The organism is Holdemanella sp., from assembly GCF_056804935.1.
Window position 1 is genome coordinate 1 of sequence record NZ_DBMEXE010000016.1, and the last position, 15,802, is coordinate 15,802.

General features: G+C 34.5%; 14 protein-coding genes. 4 read left to right on the forward strand and 10 right to left on the reverse strand.

Translation table 11 applies throughout. The features are described from left to right. Both ACZQCL_RS01630 and ACZQCL_RS01635 read right to left on the reverse strand, forming a co-directional pair. Window positions 1-1,105: cysteine desulfurase family protein (locus tag ACZQCL_RS01630; protein ID WP_482481679.1), on the reverse strand; the 1,105-nt coding region annotated here is incomplete at its 3' end. Next, on the reverse strand, window positions 1,105-2,880 hold the full coding sequence (locus ACZQCL_RS01635; protein WP_199593085.1) for a septation ring formation regulator EzrA: 1,776 nt from the start codon (window positions 2,878-2,880) through the stop codon (window positions 1,105-1,107). The genes ACZQCL_RS01635 and ACZQCL_RS01630, both read right to left, overlap by 1 nt. Window positions 2,881-3,146: 266 nt before the next feature. Here ACZQCL_RS01635 and rpsD point away from each other — a divergent pair, with 266 nt between their 5' ends. After that, window positions 3,147-3,755 (forward strand): 30S ribosomal protein S4, encoded by a 609-nt coding sequence (gene rpsD / locus ACZQCL_RS01640; RefSeq protein WP_117570841.1) that lies wholly within the window; start codon window positions 3,147-3,149, stop codon window positions 3,753-3,755. Window positions 3,756-3,841: 86 nt separating this feature from the next. On the opposite strand, the gene ACZQCL_RS01645 is transcribed toward rpsD, so the two are convergent. From ACZQCL_RS01645 to rdgB, 6 genes are all read right to left on the reverse strand, one after another. Continuing rightward, complete coding sequence (locus ACZQCL_RS01645; RefSeq protein ID WP_227991095.1) at window positions 3,842-4,150, reverse strand: single-stranded DNA-binding protein; 309 nt, start codon at window positions 4,148-4,150, stop codon at window positions 3,842-3,844. A 174-nt stretch (window positions 4,151-4,324) separates the two neighbouring features. After that, entirely contained in the window at window positions 4,325-5,578 is a 1,254-nt protein-coding gene (gene yfmH / locus ACZQCL_RS01650) for an EF-P 5-aminopentanol modification-associated protein YfmH (protein WP_227991096.1), read from the reverse strand. After that, window positions 5,568-6,767, reverse strand: a complete 1,200-nt coding sequence (locus ACZQCL_RS01655) for a M16 family metallopeptidase (RefSeq protein ID WP_419032620.1) — start codon at window positions 6,765-6,767, stop codon at window positions 5,568-5,570. Before ACZQCL_RS01655 ends, yfmH begins: the two co-directional genes overlap by 11 nt. Before the next feature lie 68 nt (window positions 6,768-6,835). Further along, window positions 6,836-8,110 carry an NlpC/P60 family protein gene (locus tag ACZQCL_RS01660; RefSeq protein WP_482481683.1) on the reverse strand — a complete coding sequence of 425 codons (1,275 nt, stop codon included), beginning with the start codon at window positions 8,108-8,110 and terminating at the stop codon, window positions 6,836-6,838. A 715-nt stretch (window positions 8,111-8,825) separates the two neighbouring features. Further along, entirely contained in the window at window positions 8,826-9,347 is a 522-nt protein-coding gene (locus ACZQCL_RS01665; RefSeq protein WP_117570835.1) for a tRNA (cytidine(34)-2'-O)-methyltransferase, read from the reverse strand. A 1-nt stretch (window position 9,348) separates the two neighbouring features. Then, on the reverse strand, window positions 9,349-9,924 hold the full coding sequence (gene rdgB / locus ACZQCL_RS01670) for an RdgB/HAM1 family non-canonical purine NTP pyrophosphatase (protein ID WP_270498493.1): 576 nt from the start codon (window positions 9,922-9,924) through the stop codon (window positions 9,349-9,351). A 179-nt stretch (window positions 9,925-10,103) separates the two neighbouring features. Between rdgB and ACZQCL_RS01675 the strand changes: the two genes are divergently transcribed. Then, window positions 10,104-10,253: a hypothetical protein gene (locus ACZQCL_RS01675; protein ID WP_331865953.1), complete on the forward strand. Its 150-nt coding sequence runs from the start codon at window positions 10,104-10,106 to the stop codon at window positions 10,251-10,253. Window positions 10,254-10,308: 55 nt separating this feature from the next. Beyond that, window positions 10,309-11,520, forward strand: coding sequence for a tRNA guanosine(34) transglycosylase Tgt (gene tgt, locus ACZQCL_RS01680; protein WP_482481686.1), 1,212 nt, complete (start codon window positions 10,309-10,311; stop codon window positions 11,518-11,520). A gap of 48 nt (window positions 11,521-11,568) precedes the next feature. Here tgt and ACZQCL_RS01685 read toward each other — a convergent pair whose 3' ends face one another. After that, window positions 11,569-12,669, reverse strand: a complete 1,101-nt coding sequence (locus ACZQCL_RS01685; RefSeq protein ID WP_118115723.1) for a uroporphyrinogen decarboxylase/cobalamine-independent methonine synthase family protein — start codon at window positions 12,667-12,669, stop codon at window positions 11,569-11,571. A 192-nt stretch (window positions 12,670-12,861) separates the two neighbouring features. Here ACZQCL_RS01685 and ACZQCL_RS01690 point away from each other — a divergent pair, with 192 nt between their 5' ends. Then, complete coding sequence (locus tag ACZQCL_RS01690) at window positions 12,862-13,830, forward strand: hypothetical protein (protein WP_482481688.1); 969 nt, start codon at window positions 12,862-12,864, stop codon at window positions 13,828-13,830. A gap of 20 nt (window positions 13,831-13,850) precedes the next feature. Here the strand turns inward: ACZQCL_RS01690 and ACZQCL_RS01695 are convergent, their stop codons facing one another. Beyond that, on the reverse strand, window positions 13,851-15,659 hold the full coding sequence (locus tag ACZQCL_RS01695; RefSeq protein WP_482481690.1) for a Na/Pi cotransporter family protein: 1,809 nt from the start codon (window positions 15,657-15,659) through the stop codon (window positions 13,851-13,853). Window positions 15,660-15,802 lie beyond the last annotated feature (143 nt).

Below are 15,802 nucleotides of genomic sequence, written 5' to 3' on the forward strand. Positions count from 1 at the left end.
TAATCTCCTTACATGTTTCTATAAAATATTTTGCCTCTTCCAAAGTATTCTCATAAGAAAAAGATAAACGAATTCCATGTGTCGCATCAAATTCCGACTTGTGCATAGCCAATAACACTTCAGAAGCATTCGTATTTTGTGATGAACAAGTACTTTTTGCGGATACACAAATTCCCTTTTGATCCAAAGCGTTCAATAAGACTTCACTTGTGATTTGATCAAATGAAATATTAAGAATATAAGGAATCGCATCTTTTGGCGAATGTACATGCGCACCATTGATTTTAGCTAATTCTTCACGTAAATATTGATTGATTTTTAAAACATGATCATAAGCCTTTGATTGTTCCTCTAAAGCTAAACGAATTGTCTTTGCCAAAACAATATTTGCCGGTGCATTCTCTGTTCCACCACGAAGTCCTTGTTCCTGTTGTCCACCTTGAATGATTGGAACAAGTTGAATCTTCTTTTTCTTCATTAAAATGGCACTACCCTTTAGACCATGAATCTTATGTGCAGAGATCGTAGCCATATCTAGTTTCTCAAAAGGAATATCAATTTTTGAAAAACTCTGTACACAATCCACATGAAATACACACGTTGGATTTTGGTGTACAATTTTTTCTAGTTCTAAAATAGGATTGATAGCTCCCATTTCATTATTCACATGCATAACCGATACTAAAATTGTATCTTTACGCATATGAGATTTTAAGCATTCTGGTGTAACAATTCCCTCTTCATTAATTGGAAGAAATTCAACTTCAAATCCAAAACGCTTCAAAAACTCCATCGCATGACGAACACTCGAATGTTCGACGTTGCTTGTGAGTACATGATGACCTCGATGTTCATTGGCCAAGGCATATCCTACAATAGCTAAAGTGTTTGATTCACTAGCAGCTGATGTAAAGATAATTTCACTTGGATCTACATGAAGCATAGAAGCAATATTTGATCGACTTTTTTCCATGAGCGAACTTGCCTGGCGACCAGCCGCATGCAAACTATCTGGGTTGCCATAACAAGTTTCTAACATTTGCCCATAAACACGACGAACCTCTGTACGTACAGAGGTTGTCGAAGCATTATCAAAATAAATCATTACTGCACCTGGTTCATGACAGCAGGATCTTTTTGAGCTACTAACTTCTCATAAATTCCTGGGTGCATGTTTTCGATTGCTTGAATCGCAATCTTAAGTGCACGAGTATATTCTCCATTTTGGAAACATAACTCAGCACGAGTTAAATCCGAATCCATTTGTGCATGCGTACTACGGAAACGGTTACCAAACACAATCGCATTTTCTACCATAACGGCAACACCGACTAAATTGTTTGCGTTATTGTATAACTTATATACAAAGTCGATGGCATCCTGCAAATCTGCATTTAATGTTTGTACATCTAATGGTGAGTGATCCAACACTACACGAACACGTTGAATCAAGCGTTCGCCTTCTTTTAAATCTGCAGAAAATTGAGATGAGATACTAGGTAAATGACGTGTTACTGTATTTAAACGTACTTCATTTAAAATCAATTGTAATTTTGTCAATTGTTTTTTAGCACGTGATTCATCACTGCTTGCTCCCACTAACATCTCTTTCATATCCTTGACTTGATCGTGGAATTCATTAACATCTTCTGAAAATTTACGATAACCATGAACTACATCTACGCTAGGACGTTGATTTTGCTTCAATTCTTTTTGAATTTCATCACGACGATTTGATAAATCTTCCATTTGGATTTGTGCCAAAGAGAAGCGGTGTGTCCAATCTTCTAGACCAAAACGATCTTTAATATTGGCATAAAGCGCCATAATTTCCTCAAGTTCCTGACCAATGACATTAACTAGATCTAAATTAGATTGAAGACTTACATGGATTTCATCATAAGCTTCTTTTTCATTCGTTACATCATCTTGTAATGCTAGAATGTGATCTCCAATGATTTCCAAGTTTTCTTGTGCCATTTCAAATTCACCTGCATCCAATTGATCAATTGAACTAGACAAAGCACTTTGAATGGTTGTTAATTTTTCTTCTGGTTCTAAATAAGATAAGTCGATATCTTTTTCCTGTAATTCCTTAATGTGCAAACGAACTTCGTTAATTGCACGAGGCAATACATTTTTGGCCTTTTCATAGAGTCCAGGGAAGGCTGCAATTTTAGAGCTAATCTCATCCACCATTTTTGAGATTTTTTCTTGTTCTTCCTTTGCCTTGTTAAATTCTGAAGCAAACATCCACTCTTCAAAATTAGAGAATTCATTTTCAATTTCCTCTAAGCATGAATCTACATAATTAACAGATCCATAAAATGAAGAACGATTATCTTGATAAACAGTTTTCACATTACGGAAACGTTCTTTTAAAGCATTTGCCGATTCACGAACCTCTGTTTCACGAGCCAAGATGTGATCTAATGACTGAGTAACAATACGAATTCTTTCTTTTGTCTCATCCATCATTGTTTCTAAATCGTCCATAGCTCGCATAGATTTACGAAGACGATGTCTAGAAACATAATCATCTGCTTCATTAAACAAATCATCACAAGCACTTAAGTTTTTTTGACAAGTATCATATTTTGGAGTCAAGCTTTTCACTTTATCCATGATATCATCATTCACTCTTGCGAATGCCGATGCTTTGTTGAATTTGTAGGCCAAGGAATTGTTACGAATTTCATTCATTTCGATTTCAAGATCTGAAAGTCGTTTCGACGCCTTTTTACGTTTGATCATACGCATAATGATCCAAATCAAAATCAAGACTAGAATTGCTATACAAAGATAGATAATTACAGTCACAGAAAGTTGATTTCGAATGAACGCGTATACTGATCGAAAGAAATTCAAAACACTATCCATAGTGGTACCTCCTTGCAAACCATTCTTATTATAGCAAAACTTCAAAATCATTGCATCATTTTCTTGATTTTATTAATGTTCTTTGATATGATACATAGGCATAAATTGATAGCAGCATACAAAGTTAAAGGATATGCGTTGCAGCCTTATTAAGCGATATGAGTAAGCTAATAGCTGATAGCGGAAAATATCATTGTCAACACAACCTTTAAAGATTTGTACTGTTATTGTTTTGTGGATGATATAAAACAATAGGAGGAAAAATTATGTCAAGAAACACAGGAAGCGTTTGGAAGAAGTCACGCCGTCTTGGATTCTCAGTATTAGAAACTGGTGAAGAATTAACTCGTCGTAACACAATTCCAGGACAACACGGAAATGCTCGTCGTCCAAAATTAACAAACTACGGTATCCAATTACAGGAAAAACAAAGAATTCGTCACACTTACCAATTAAGTGAAAAACAATTCTACAACACTTACTTAAAAGCAAGTAAAAAAGCTGGTTCTGCTGGTGAAAACTTCTTAGTAATGTTGGAATCTCGTTTAGATAACATCGTTTATCGTATGGGATTTGCACGTACTCGTCGTGCTAGCCGTCAGTTAGTAAACCACGGACACGTATTAGTAGATGGTAAGAAAGTAGATATCCCTAGTTTCCAAGTAAAACCAGGACAAGTTATCGAAATTCGTGAACGCGCTAAAAACTTAAGTGTAATCAACGAAGCTTTAGAAGCTGCAACAGCAACTGTTGATTTTGTTGAAGTAAACAAAGATGCTAAGAAAGGTACTTATGTTCGTTACCCAGAACGTAAAGAACTATTCACAGCTCAAGAAATCAACGAATTGTTAGTAGTAGAATTCTACAACCGTTAATCTTAGGCATAGAAAAAGAAAGAAGCGAATTGATCGCTTCTTTTTTTGTGGATGTGTTTTCTTAATTCATGTATTTTATCTGTTGATCAACGTAGAAAATCAACTTTTTCAGCTACAAAGCCATAGTTTAGATATACCCTGTCATCCTTCTGGTATTTACGCGAATGAATACGACCATTAATTCCTACATAATCTCCAATCTTACACGAAGCACTTACAGTTTCTGCAAGACCTCGCCATACTTCAACGACCACATCATCACTTTCATAAACACCTTCTGAATTTGGAAAATTACGCTGCACTCGAATTGGAAGCTCACAAGTCTTTAATCCATTGCTTGTCTCCTTTAATATTGGCATGTCCGTAATTTTTCCCACGATACTAAACGCATTCATAATTGATTATCCTCCTTCAATTCTGACCACCATATTTATCACCATCCTTCTTCAATGGTATTCTACAAATATGTCACATATAAAACAAACGACCTATCTTATCTATAGGTCGTCTTTTTATGTGTTTTACATGCGTTTTTCCCCTCTAATTCGTTTAAAAAAACACAAATTAGATCAGATAGAGTCATTCGGAAGAATTTTTGTCACACAAGAATGTGAGAAATCCAAATCCTTAATATAGGCATGTACCTGCTCAATTTTCATATTTTGAATGCTATTTAAATTTTCAATATAGTCATACTCCTCAAAGTGACTTCGAAGTAAATCATTGGCCAAGCCATCAAAATGATCTAAGCCACGCAAATTATTCGCGATTGCCTGTGCATGCAACGACTGATAGTCTTCATCAGAAATCGACTTATTCTGTACAAGATCATTTACAAGTTCAATAAAGGCATTTGGATTGACTGTTTGAGCATAAAACAAGATATAACTATGATCCAAAGTAAAGTCTGCTTCTGCGCCTACAAACTGTGTAAAGATTCTTTGATCTAGCCATTCCTGAAATTTAGGATTTAAAGGACCCATGATAGAATCTAACCACATATTCACGGCAAAATCTTTTTCAAATGCTTCTGCCTTTGTCTTGCAAGCATCCATCTTATATCCAACACATACAAATGGCTGATGAATATCCATATGATCGACATACTCTTTGCGATTTACTTCCTTTGGCTCTTTTTTAAAGACACGCTCAATCTTTTTATTTAACTTACTCAACACATCTTTTTGACATTCCTTGATCCAATCCATGATTTCATTTGTATCTTTTCCAGTTACACCCACAAGACACAATTTACTAGGATCATAATTTAATGCATAAAATTGTTTTAAATCCTCCATGCTCATATCTTGAATATCTTCTTTTGAACCGAGTACATCCACTTTCATTGGATGATATTGAAATAAAGAAATCAAAGTTTCTTTAAAAAGACGTTGTTCAGGCGATTGTTGATACATATCATATTCACTAAGAATAATCCCCTTTTCTTTTTCAATCGTTTCATTCGTCACATCTAAATTTTCGACAAAATCCAATAAAAGTTTTAATGGCTTTTTCACATCCGCCGTAGTCGAAAAATAAAATGCCGTTTCTGTATAAGAAGTATATGCATTTGTAGAACACTGTAAGTTCGCAAATAAATCACTTACATCTTCTCCATCCAAATAAAACATTTGATGTTCTAAATAGTGCGCAATCCCACTCTTATGTCTAATCACTTGCCCATCTACTCTTTGATCAATATCAAATCCACCTACTTTAGCTCCTAAAAGAAATAGTGATTTTTGATAATCCGGTTTATGAACAAGAATCACCTGTAAACCATTTGACAACGTTTCTTTTTTAATATCCAAATTATAATTCATTTTCTTTCTCCGCAACAATGGCCACTGAAGCCAAATTCAATCGTAAAGCAACACGTGAAATATCTTCCTTTGTCACCTTCATAATTCTCTCAATTCTTTGCTCAGGCGTGAGCTGGCGATGTAAAAGATCATCTAAAAAAGCTTGCGCAATCAAAGATTGAGCATGATCTAATCCACTAATAATACGGTCCTTATAGTCCATCTTTGCGATTTCTAAATATCGATCATCATAATCCATATTCAATAATCGATCTATTTGTGTTTCTATCAAATTTAATACTTTTGTGACATCCTTACGATTCACACCCGTATGAATTAATAAAGCTCCATCAAAGCGAATAATAGAAGAGCTTATAGAATAACATAGACTATTCTTTTCACGAATTTCATCAAACATTAAATTCTTCTGGCTTTGCCCCAAAATACTATTTAAAATGAGTTCAGCCTCATAATCCGAACTTGAAATATCAACACCTGTCGAATAGACTTGCGAAATACAAGTTTGCGCAATATCCTTTTCAAACGTTTTATAGCTTGTTTCTACTACAGGAAGCAATGTTCTTTCGGATATAAAAGCACAATGTGAATCTAAACTATCAATATAATCATACAATTCATCCGTTACATAACCACAGATATAGAAGTGTTTTGCCATATCCATATATAGCGTATAGACTTTTTTTACATCGTCTAAAGTAAGTGTCTCTAAATCTTTTAAACTTCCCTGCACTGGAATTGAAATTGAATGTTTATCATGTGCCATCTCAAAGGCATACATACATGATAAATTAGCAGGATCATCCATTTGTGCCAATAATCTATTTTTTAATAAATACACAGATTCCTTAAAGTTTTCATCATCCAATACAGAATGAAACAGAACTTCATCCATAATATCTTTAATTTTATCTAAATAACTTTTATCTTCAATCCAGTCTGGACGGACAAACTGAAAACGAACATCGAGTTGAACTAGATCTCCATAAGATGTTAAACCATAAGACACCTTCGTTCCATAAGCACGATTTAAGGTAGAAGCTAATTTTTGTTTCGAATTCATTTTCTGCGTTTTCGCCTTCATCATATACACAAGCACGTTTAAGGCACTGATTGTATTTCGATGAAAAGGCATCATGGTTTTACAAGAAACATAAACATCACTAAATTTTTGCGTTTGTATATAGTTCATAAGTAAACCTCCTTGAAAATATATTAATAATTCTACCACAAAAACAAAAAAAAAGGCTAGAATTCAATCTAGCCTACGTGAACGTATCCAATTAATGCCTTGTCACAAGAAACGCTTGCTACAACAGTCTGGCTTCCGTTCCATCCACCGTGAACTGCTTGTCCGTTTCCAATGTAAATAGCGACATGTCCTGAATAAACAATAATGTCACCTGCAACTGGACTTGATGTGATTGTACCAAGACTCAAATAGTTTTCTGGCCAACCGTGGAAATTAATTCCTACAGCTCTCAAAGCATTAGTTACTAACATTGTACAATCTTGTGTAGTTCCTACTTGTGCTAATGCAGCAGCAGCGATTGCTGAACTGTTCACACTTGGGGTTGGGGCTACATAATTATTAGCTGGAGCACTAGGAGTCGATGTCTGTGCTGGCGCTTGTGTTGTAGTTGTTGTACTTTGAGCTGGAGCACTTTGAGTAGTTGTTTGTGCTGGAGCGCTTTGAGTAGTTGTTTGTGCTGGATTCTGAGTCTGAGATTGAGTCGTTGTATCTTGAGTTGGAGTTGTTTCCTCAGAAGGGGTTACTTCAGTCGCAACACCATTTTCATCAATCTTATATCCATCTTTTTCGGCATTTTTAATCAAATTACCATTTTCATCGAACGCATATTTAGTACCTTCGATTTCAACGATTTGATTCTTAGTTACTTCACCATTTTCTGCATAATACAATTTTTGACCGTTGATCTCTTGCCATCCTGTACGGAAAGTACCGTCTTCTTGAGTGAAATATGTTTTTCCGTCTACATCAAATTGACCTGTAGCCATCTTTCCATCTTCACCAAAGAAATACTTCTGGCCATCGATTTCCTGCCATCCTGTTACACAATTTCCATCGGCATCAAAATAATATTTTGAACCATTTTCTTCAACCCAGTTTGTTGAAGTTTTGTTTCCCTTTTCATCGTAGTATGATTTACCATCATTACTCCAACCATGAAGAAGGACACCTTCTTTTTGGAAATTATACTCACTACCCTGAATAGTTACAGAACCCGTTGCAGCAGTTCCGTCTTGTTGGAAATAGTAAGTTTCATCTGAAACAGTCTGCCATCCAAACTGCATTTCTCCATTATTATTAAAATAATAAAGTTCCTTATCGATTTTTGTTAAACCAGTAGCTGTCTGACGATTTGATTTTAAAACATAATAACGATCTGCGCCTTCACCATGCCATCCTGGTTGAACTTCTTTAGCATACATTGTCGAAACAATTGGTCCAGAAGTCAATAGACATAGGCTTACGGCTAAAATTTTACTGTGCTTTTCGATAAAATTCATCATATCACCTCTTCGTTACAACAACTGAAGTTTAACAAGATTTAATTTTTGTTGCAAATTTTCGCAAAAAAATCATTTGCACTTTTTAGTAATTAATTTCTTAAATATTTCTTAATAGCCTTTATATAAAGCATCTCAGTATAAATTGTGGTAAATTGTGTGATTTTGTAAAAAATTGTACATAATTTATAAAATGTATAACGTTGTCTACAAATTGTGAACAAATCTATCGTGTTCTAGGATTATTCGTACCAAGCCAAAAAGCCATTGAAGAATCACTATACAAACAAGGATCAAACCGCCTATTGAAAGCCATTTTAAACAATTTATTACCAAATATACACTTGCAGAATTCATACCTTTTACAATCCAAATGGTACACCAAACGTACTTAAATACATTTAAAATCATAATAATTCGATATTTTTGAGCCAAAATCAGCAATCCTACAATCCCCATTATGTCTATCAATTTTATACAACTAACTAGACCAGCCATGTTCAATGATGGATTTGAAATCACATAATATATAATACGAATCAAAACACTCGATTCATAATTGGATAGATGCGCCTGCAAATTGAACAAGCTTTCATAATCAGTTATAACATATACTTTATAAAATAATAATAACTGCCAAATATTCTGCCACAACCAATACATTGTTATAAATATAATAAAAATAAAGATTCGCTTTTCAAACGAATCTATATAACGATCAATCAATCTTAAGATTTTCAAGCCAATCCTCTCCCTTAAGTTCTTCATGTGTACTTAGTCCAGGATAATCAAGTTGGCGTAATACTTCATAAACGATAATGGCAGCACAATTGGACAAATTCAAACTTCTCGCATTTGCGACCATAGGCAAACGCATACAGGTATCTAAATGATGTTGAAGAATTTTTTTATCAACACCCGTACTTTCTTTTCCAAGAACCAAATAAACATCGCCTTCTTCTTTAGTAAAATCAAATTCACTAGGTGCTTTTTTACCATAACGAGTCATAAAATAATAGTGTTCACTTGGATTTTCAGCCACAAACGCATCCCAATCTTTATGAATATGGATATCCGCATCCTTAATATAATCCATTCCTGAACGACGCAAATGCTTTTCATCCAAAGAAAAACCCAATGGTTCAATTAAATGTAAACGCGAACCCGTAGCCATACAAGTTCGAATGATATTTCCTGTATTCTGAGGAATCTCAGGTTCATACAATACTACATGCAACATATTATTTACTCCAATCCTTTAAAAATTTCTCAAGTGCAACCCCTCTATGAGATACACTATTTTTCTTTTCTTCACTCACATTGGCAAGTGTTGTCTTAAATTCAGGATAATAGAAAATTGGATCATATCCAAAGCCATTTGTTCCAACCATTTTATCATGAATCAAACCTTCACACTCTCCACGATATACATGTTCTTTTCCATCTTCATCAATATAGGCAATGACACACACATAACGAGCCGTACGCGTTTTTCCCTTTACCTGATCTATAATATATTGATTCTTGATATCATAGCTTGTGTCTTCACCTAAAAAACGAGCTGAATACACACCTGGCTTCTTATCCATCGCATCTACTTCCAAACCAGAATCATCACTGATTACAGGTTCATGAAGTTCATTAAATAAAGTACGAGCTTTAATTAGCGCATTCTCTTCAAATGTTGTACCATCTTCTACAATATCAATCTTATGACCTAGATCTTTTAAGCATTTAACTTGGCAATCCTTCAACATCGTCTGAAACTCTTCGACTTTATGAGCATTGCTCGTTGCTATCCAAATTGTTTTTTTCATTTTATCACCGATATATATTATAGAAAGAAAAAATGGGGTTTTCAACAAGAGTTGTGCTAAATTGAACCTCTCCGCATCGAAGTGACGACTGTTCTTAGATTGCATTAAAAAACCAAGTATAATATCCATATGTGTATTGTGTGGTGTATATGTTCTAGTCTTGTCAATCAGAAACGATATTGGCGACCGATGAAAATACAAGTTCTGTAACAATGTCCATTTTCTCAGACATCTTTAATCTAGATATTGGATTAAGAATTTTTATTGGAGGACAAACTAACCTTCTTAACATTCAATCCATCGGATATATTGCAGGTGCAATCACATAATCTTTTATATATGCCGACGCTAATATATGATAAAATAAGTAAGTTGGAGGAATTTATGGAATACAAGAACGACAATAAATTTTATTTTGAAATTGAAAAAAGAATTCCTGGTCATTTAGGAAGAGCCGGAATTATACATACACCTCATGGAGACATCAAGACCCCTGCATTCATGTGTGTTGGAACACATGGTGAAGTTCGCTTTGTTTCTATGGAAGAATTAAAAAGTATTAATGCCCAAGCCATGTTGAGTAATGGATATCATTTACGAAACATTTCCCCTGAGATTGCCGCCAATGGAGGTTTATCCGCATGGTCAAAATGGAACGGTCCAACCTTAACGGATTCCGGTGGATTTCAAGTGATGTCTTTAGGTTCTGGCTGCGGAAAAGTTGTCAGCATGAAACGTGAAGACAACATGAAAAATACTGAAGAAGAAAAGCGATTGGCCCACGTAACAGAAGATGGCGTACACTTTCACGATCCATTTACAGGCCAAGAAGATTTTATTGGTCCAGAAGAAAGTATGCAAATTCAATGTCGCATTGGAGCCGATATTCATATGGCCTATGATGAATTAACTTCTTTAGCCGATACATACGAATATAACGTTGAATCCTTGGCAAGAACTGAGCGTTGGGCAAAGAGAAGTCTTGATGAACATAAGAAACATTGTGATGATTTAGGCTACCATCAATCTTTATATGGTGTCATTCAAGGTGGGCGTTGGGAAGATCTAAGAAGATCAACTTGTAAAAAGTACGCTCAAATGGATTTTGATGGCTACGGCTTAGGTGGAGCTTTCCTTAAAGAAACACTAGGTGATATCTTAACTTGGTGTAACGAAGAACTCCCTGAAAATAAACCAAGACACTTATTAGGATTGTCTCATCCAGATGATATCTTGATTGGTACAGAAAATGGGGCTGATACATTTGATTGTGTAGCTCCTACAAGAGAGGCAAGACATGGAAGATTGTATACAATGCATGGTCCTATCAATCTATCAAAATATAGAGATAGCGATGAAATTATCGATGAAGGTTGTGATTGTCCTACTTGTCTATCTCATATCACACTTGGTGAATTAAGAAGACTATGGAAATCACAAGATCGTACGGAATCCGCAAAATATTTCGAACTTGCTTCTATACATAATCTTCGCTTTATCATTCGTTTAACTGAACAAGCTCGACAAGCTATTTTAGATGGTACATTTAAAGAATTCAAAGAATCTTTCTTAAATTCATATTATAGGAACAAGTAATTGTTCCTTTTTTTGTGGAGAAAAAAAAGAGAAATCAAACGATTCCTCTTAAATAAAGTCTTGGCAAGATACCAATAAATCAATTTTCTTCCATTGTGTTTCCTCATCAATGCAGTTACCTTCTTCAACAGAGGCAAATCCACATTGTGGAGAAAGTGCAATATTATCACCGACTACAGCTTTAGCTTGTTCATAACGTGCCTTAATCGCATCATGCTCTTCTAATTCTTTACGCTTTGTCGAAATCAAGCCAGCTACAAATGTACGGCCAGTACCTTTTAAAACAGCCCAAGGATCAAATGTTCCGCTACGAGCATCATCATATTCTACAAAATATCCATCGTATGGAATGCTCGCAACAGACTTGGCAATCGTATCATAAAATCCGTGGAATAATGGATTTCCTTTGAAGTTTCCTTTACAGAAGTGTGTCGCAATCTGCATATCTTCTGGACGATTTTCTAAAGCCTTAGTACTTACACGCACAAACCAATCTAATACTTGTGCCTTTGTATAACCTAAACCTTCTACTTTTGATACAAATGTATCATCAATCATATAGGTCCATGAAGTATCATCAATTTGAATATAGCGACATCCATGATTGTAGAAATCACGAATGGCTGCCTGATATGCCAATCCAATATCATCAATGACTGCTTCAATATCTGTTCCATAGTATGGCGTATCTTTGATACCTAACTGTAAAAAATGATCAATCAAAATCATGTTTGGTCCAGAAATACACTTCTTAGCTTCTACACCATATTTACTTGCCTCATTCTTCAAAAAATCCCATGCGTACATTTCTTTATGTGCTTTATTTGGATCATAAGAAATCTTACCTTCAATCATACCTAATTCAATATGATTGTTTCTTCCATTAATAAATTTATCCAAATGTTTTGTCGTAAAACCATCAAATTCTTTTAACCAATCTAAATGCCACCAGCGACGACGGAATTCTCCATCTGTCACAAACTTCAATCCATGTTGTACTTCCTTCGCAACTAATTTTGCGATTTGTTCATCCTCTACATCACGCAATTGCTCATATGTAATTTCATTATTATTAAATTTAGCACGGGCCTCTTTAATTTCCTGTGGTCTTAAAAAAGATCCCACAATATCGTATTTAATATTCAACATTAGTAAATTTCCTCCAATATCATCATTTTATCATTTCTAATTAATTATTGATAATATTTAATAATATGTGCTCGTTATAACTTTTATCTATAATAGAAAATTAAAGAATGTGATAAAATAATTTCTATGAACACAAAATCATATATACTCAACCAATTTCAAACATACCCACAACTAGAACTACAAGACTTAATGAAATTTTTATACCAAAGCAGTTTTGGGTGTGAACACTTACTTTCAAATCCTGACACAGTTAAAAAACAGATCCAACAAGAACTCGACACAAAACTGGATACATGTAATTCCATTGAATATCTAGATGGAGATTATGTTCGTCTTCATTTAAATTATGGATTGAGCGTAAATACACTGAGTACTTTATTTATTTTATCAAGTCAACAAGAAAAAAACGGTAAGGAACAGCTCGAAGAAAAGCTTCAAATCCTTATCGATATGATTTCCAATAAGGAACTTCCATTTTCTTTAACCAACGCTAAGCCAACCCTTTTGAAATGGAAAGAAGATGGATATCCTGCCATTCATCATTCCAATACATTCAATCAATTGTACCATCCATCTTATCGCTTAATACATAAAAAGTACGTCCCCTTCTTAAAACTATTTAAAGATATCGACAACAAGCATCCTTCTATTATTTCAATCGACGGACGTTGTGCTTCGGGTAAAACTACACTTTCAAATCTTTTAAAACAAATATATGACTGTAACGTATTTAAAATGGATGACTTTTTCTTACAACCCCATCAAAGGACAAAGGAAAGGCTTGAAAGTCCTGGAGAAAATGTAGATCATGAGCGATTTGAACAAGAGGTCTTGATTCCACTATCCAAACATGAAGATATAAAGCTACGTAAATTCAATTGTTCAACTTTGTCAATACAATCTGCTCACTTAATTCCATATAAATCATTTAATGTCATTGAAGGTTCTTATTCAATGCACTCAGATCTTCAAAAATATTATTCGTATTCTGTTTTCTTAACCGTGAGTAAAGAAGAACAACTTTCAAGACTTGAAAAAAGGAACCCAAATATGTTGAACAATTTTATTCAACGATGGATTCCTTTAGAAGAACTTTATTTTAAGACTTTTTCAATCCAAGACATATGTGACATAAAAATAGATACATCAAAGGCCTGAATCATCAGGCCTTATTTACATTATTCAACTTGTTCATCTTCCATACTGACAATACGACCTTCTCTTTGTCCAAGATCATATTTTTCACGGTACTCAGCCAATGTTGTTTTATAATCGTCACCTTCAATCGCATATACTTTGGAATCGTGAATATGAATATCTGTATCTTTTTCACGAATCTTAATCAAAGCCACCATACTACTTGCACAGTGTGTAGCGATACGGTTTAAACTATTTAATAAATCATTGAATACTGTACCTTCTTCAAGGCCACAGTTTCCTTGTGATAAACGTTCAACGTGACGCAATTTCATTTCATCACAAAGTCCACGAATGACAATTCCTAATGGAGATACGCGTCGAGCCAAAGCTAAATCATCTTCTAAATAAGCATGATATGTCATATTCATTGATTCACGAACGGCCTCCATAACAAGGTTTAACTCATCCATAGCGGCTTCTGACATTTCCATACGATTATCATTGATACTCTTTGACATCTCGGCAATATCTGCAGCGTGATCACCAATTCTTTCAAAGTCACTAATTGTATGAAGATATAAAGAAGCTTGTCGAGTTTGTTCTGTATTTAATGCTTGTTTTGTCAGCTGCATTAAATAAGAACCTAAACGTGCTTCATATTTATCAATCAATTTTTCTTTACGATGTACTTTATCATATTTTTCTGGTTTAAACTCATTGATCAAGTTCATTGAACGATTCACGTTATTACGCACCTTTTTAGCCATACCATTCATGACACGATGACATTGTGCAATCGCCAAAGCAGGATACGGAATCAAACGTTCTTCTAGTAAATCAAAGTCAGCTTGTTCTGCTAAATCTTCAGGACTGTCTTTAATAATACGCATCAATAATTTTTCAATTTGAGGAATGAACCAGAATAACACTAATACATTCCCACAACGAATAGCTGTATTCATTAATGCGATATTTACTGGAGACATAACTTTATTCACAAAGCTATACTGCATAAATACATTTGAACCATAGAATAGAATTGACCAGATAATCATACCAAATAAGTCGTTGATCAAATATTCTAATGCGGTACGTTTACCATTTTTATTTGCACTTAAGGCAGAAATCAACACAGGACATGCAGCACCAATACCAATACCTAAGTTAATTGGAAAGGCTGCCGCAAATGTCAATGAGCCTGTCATAGATAATGCTTGTAAGATACCAATCGCAGCACTTGCACTTTGTAAAACAGCAGTAAATAAAATACCAACAAGAATACCCATGATTGGATTTGAGAACATTGTAAGCATACTAATGAATGTTTCGTTCGTTCTTAAAGGCGAAACGGCTCCACTCATTTGTTGCATACCTGTCATTAAAATCGCAAAACCAAGCATGATATTTCCAACATTTTTATGTGTTGTACGTTTTCCAAATGTTTTTAAACAAATACCAATAAACGCAAACAATGTTGTGATCGTAGCTGTTGAAAATAAGCTTGCGATTCCACTTGATCCACCAACATAAGATAAACACAATATCCAACCAGTAATACTTGTACCAATATTGGCACCCATGATAATACCGATAGCTTGTCTTAGTTTCATCATACCTGAGTTAACAAAACCAATGACCATTACTGTCGTAGCACTACTAGACTGAATAACAGAAGTAACACCTGCACCTAAGGCAACACCTTTTAAACTTGTGTTTGTCATCTTGTACAAGAATGCTTCTAACTTGTTACCGGCTACGCTTTTTAGTCCATCGCCCATTAATGACATACCGAACAAAAATAACGCAATGCCTCCTAATAGGGATAAGACCATTGTAACTATTTCCATCTTGAACTCCTTTATAAAATGAATATTTAATTTTCAATTTTTACGCATATCGCGACGTCTTTATTATGCAATAAAAACAATGTCAAAACAATATTAAATTTATGTTAATTTTCTGTAAAATGAAGTTTTTTTCTGAAAACGCT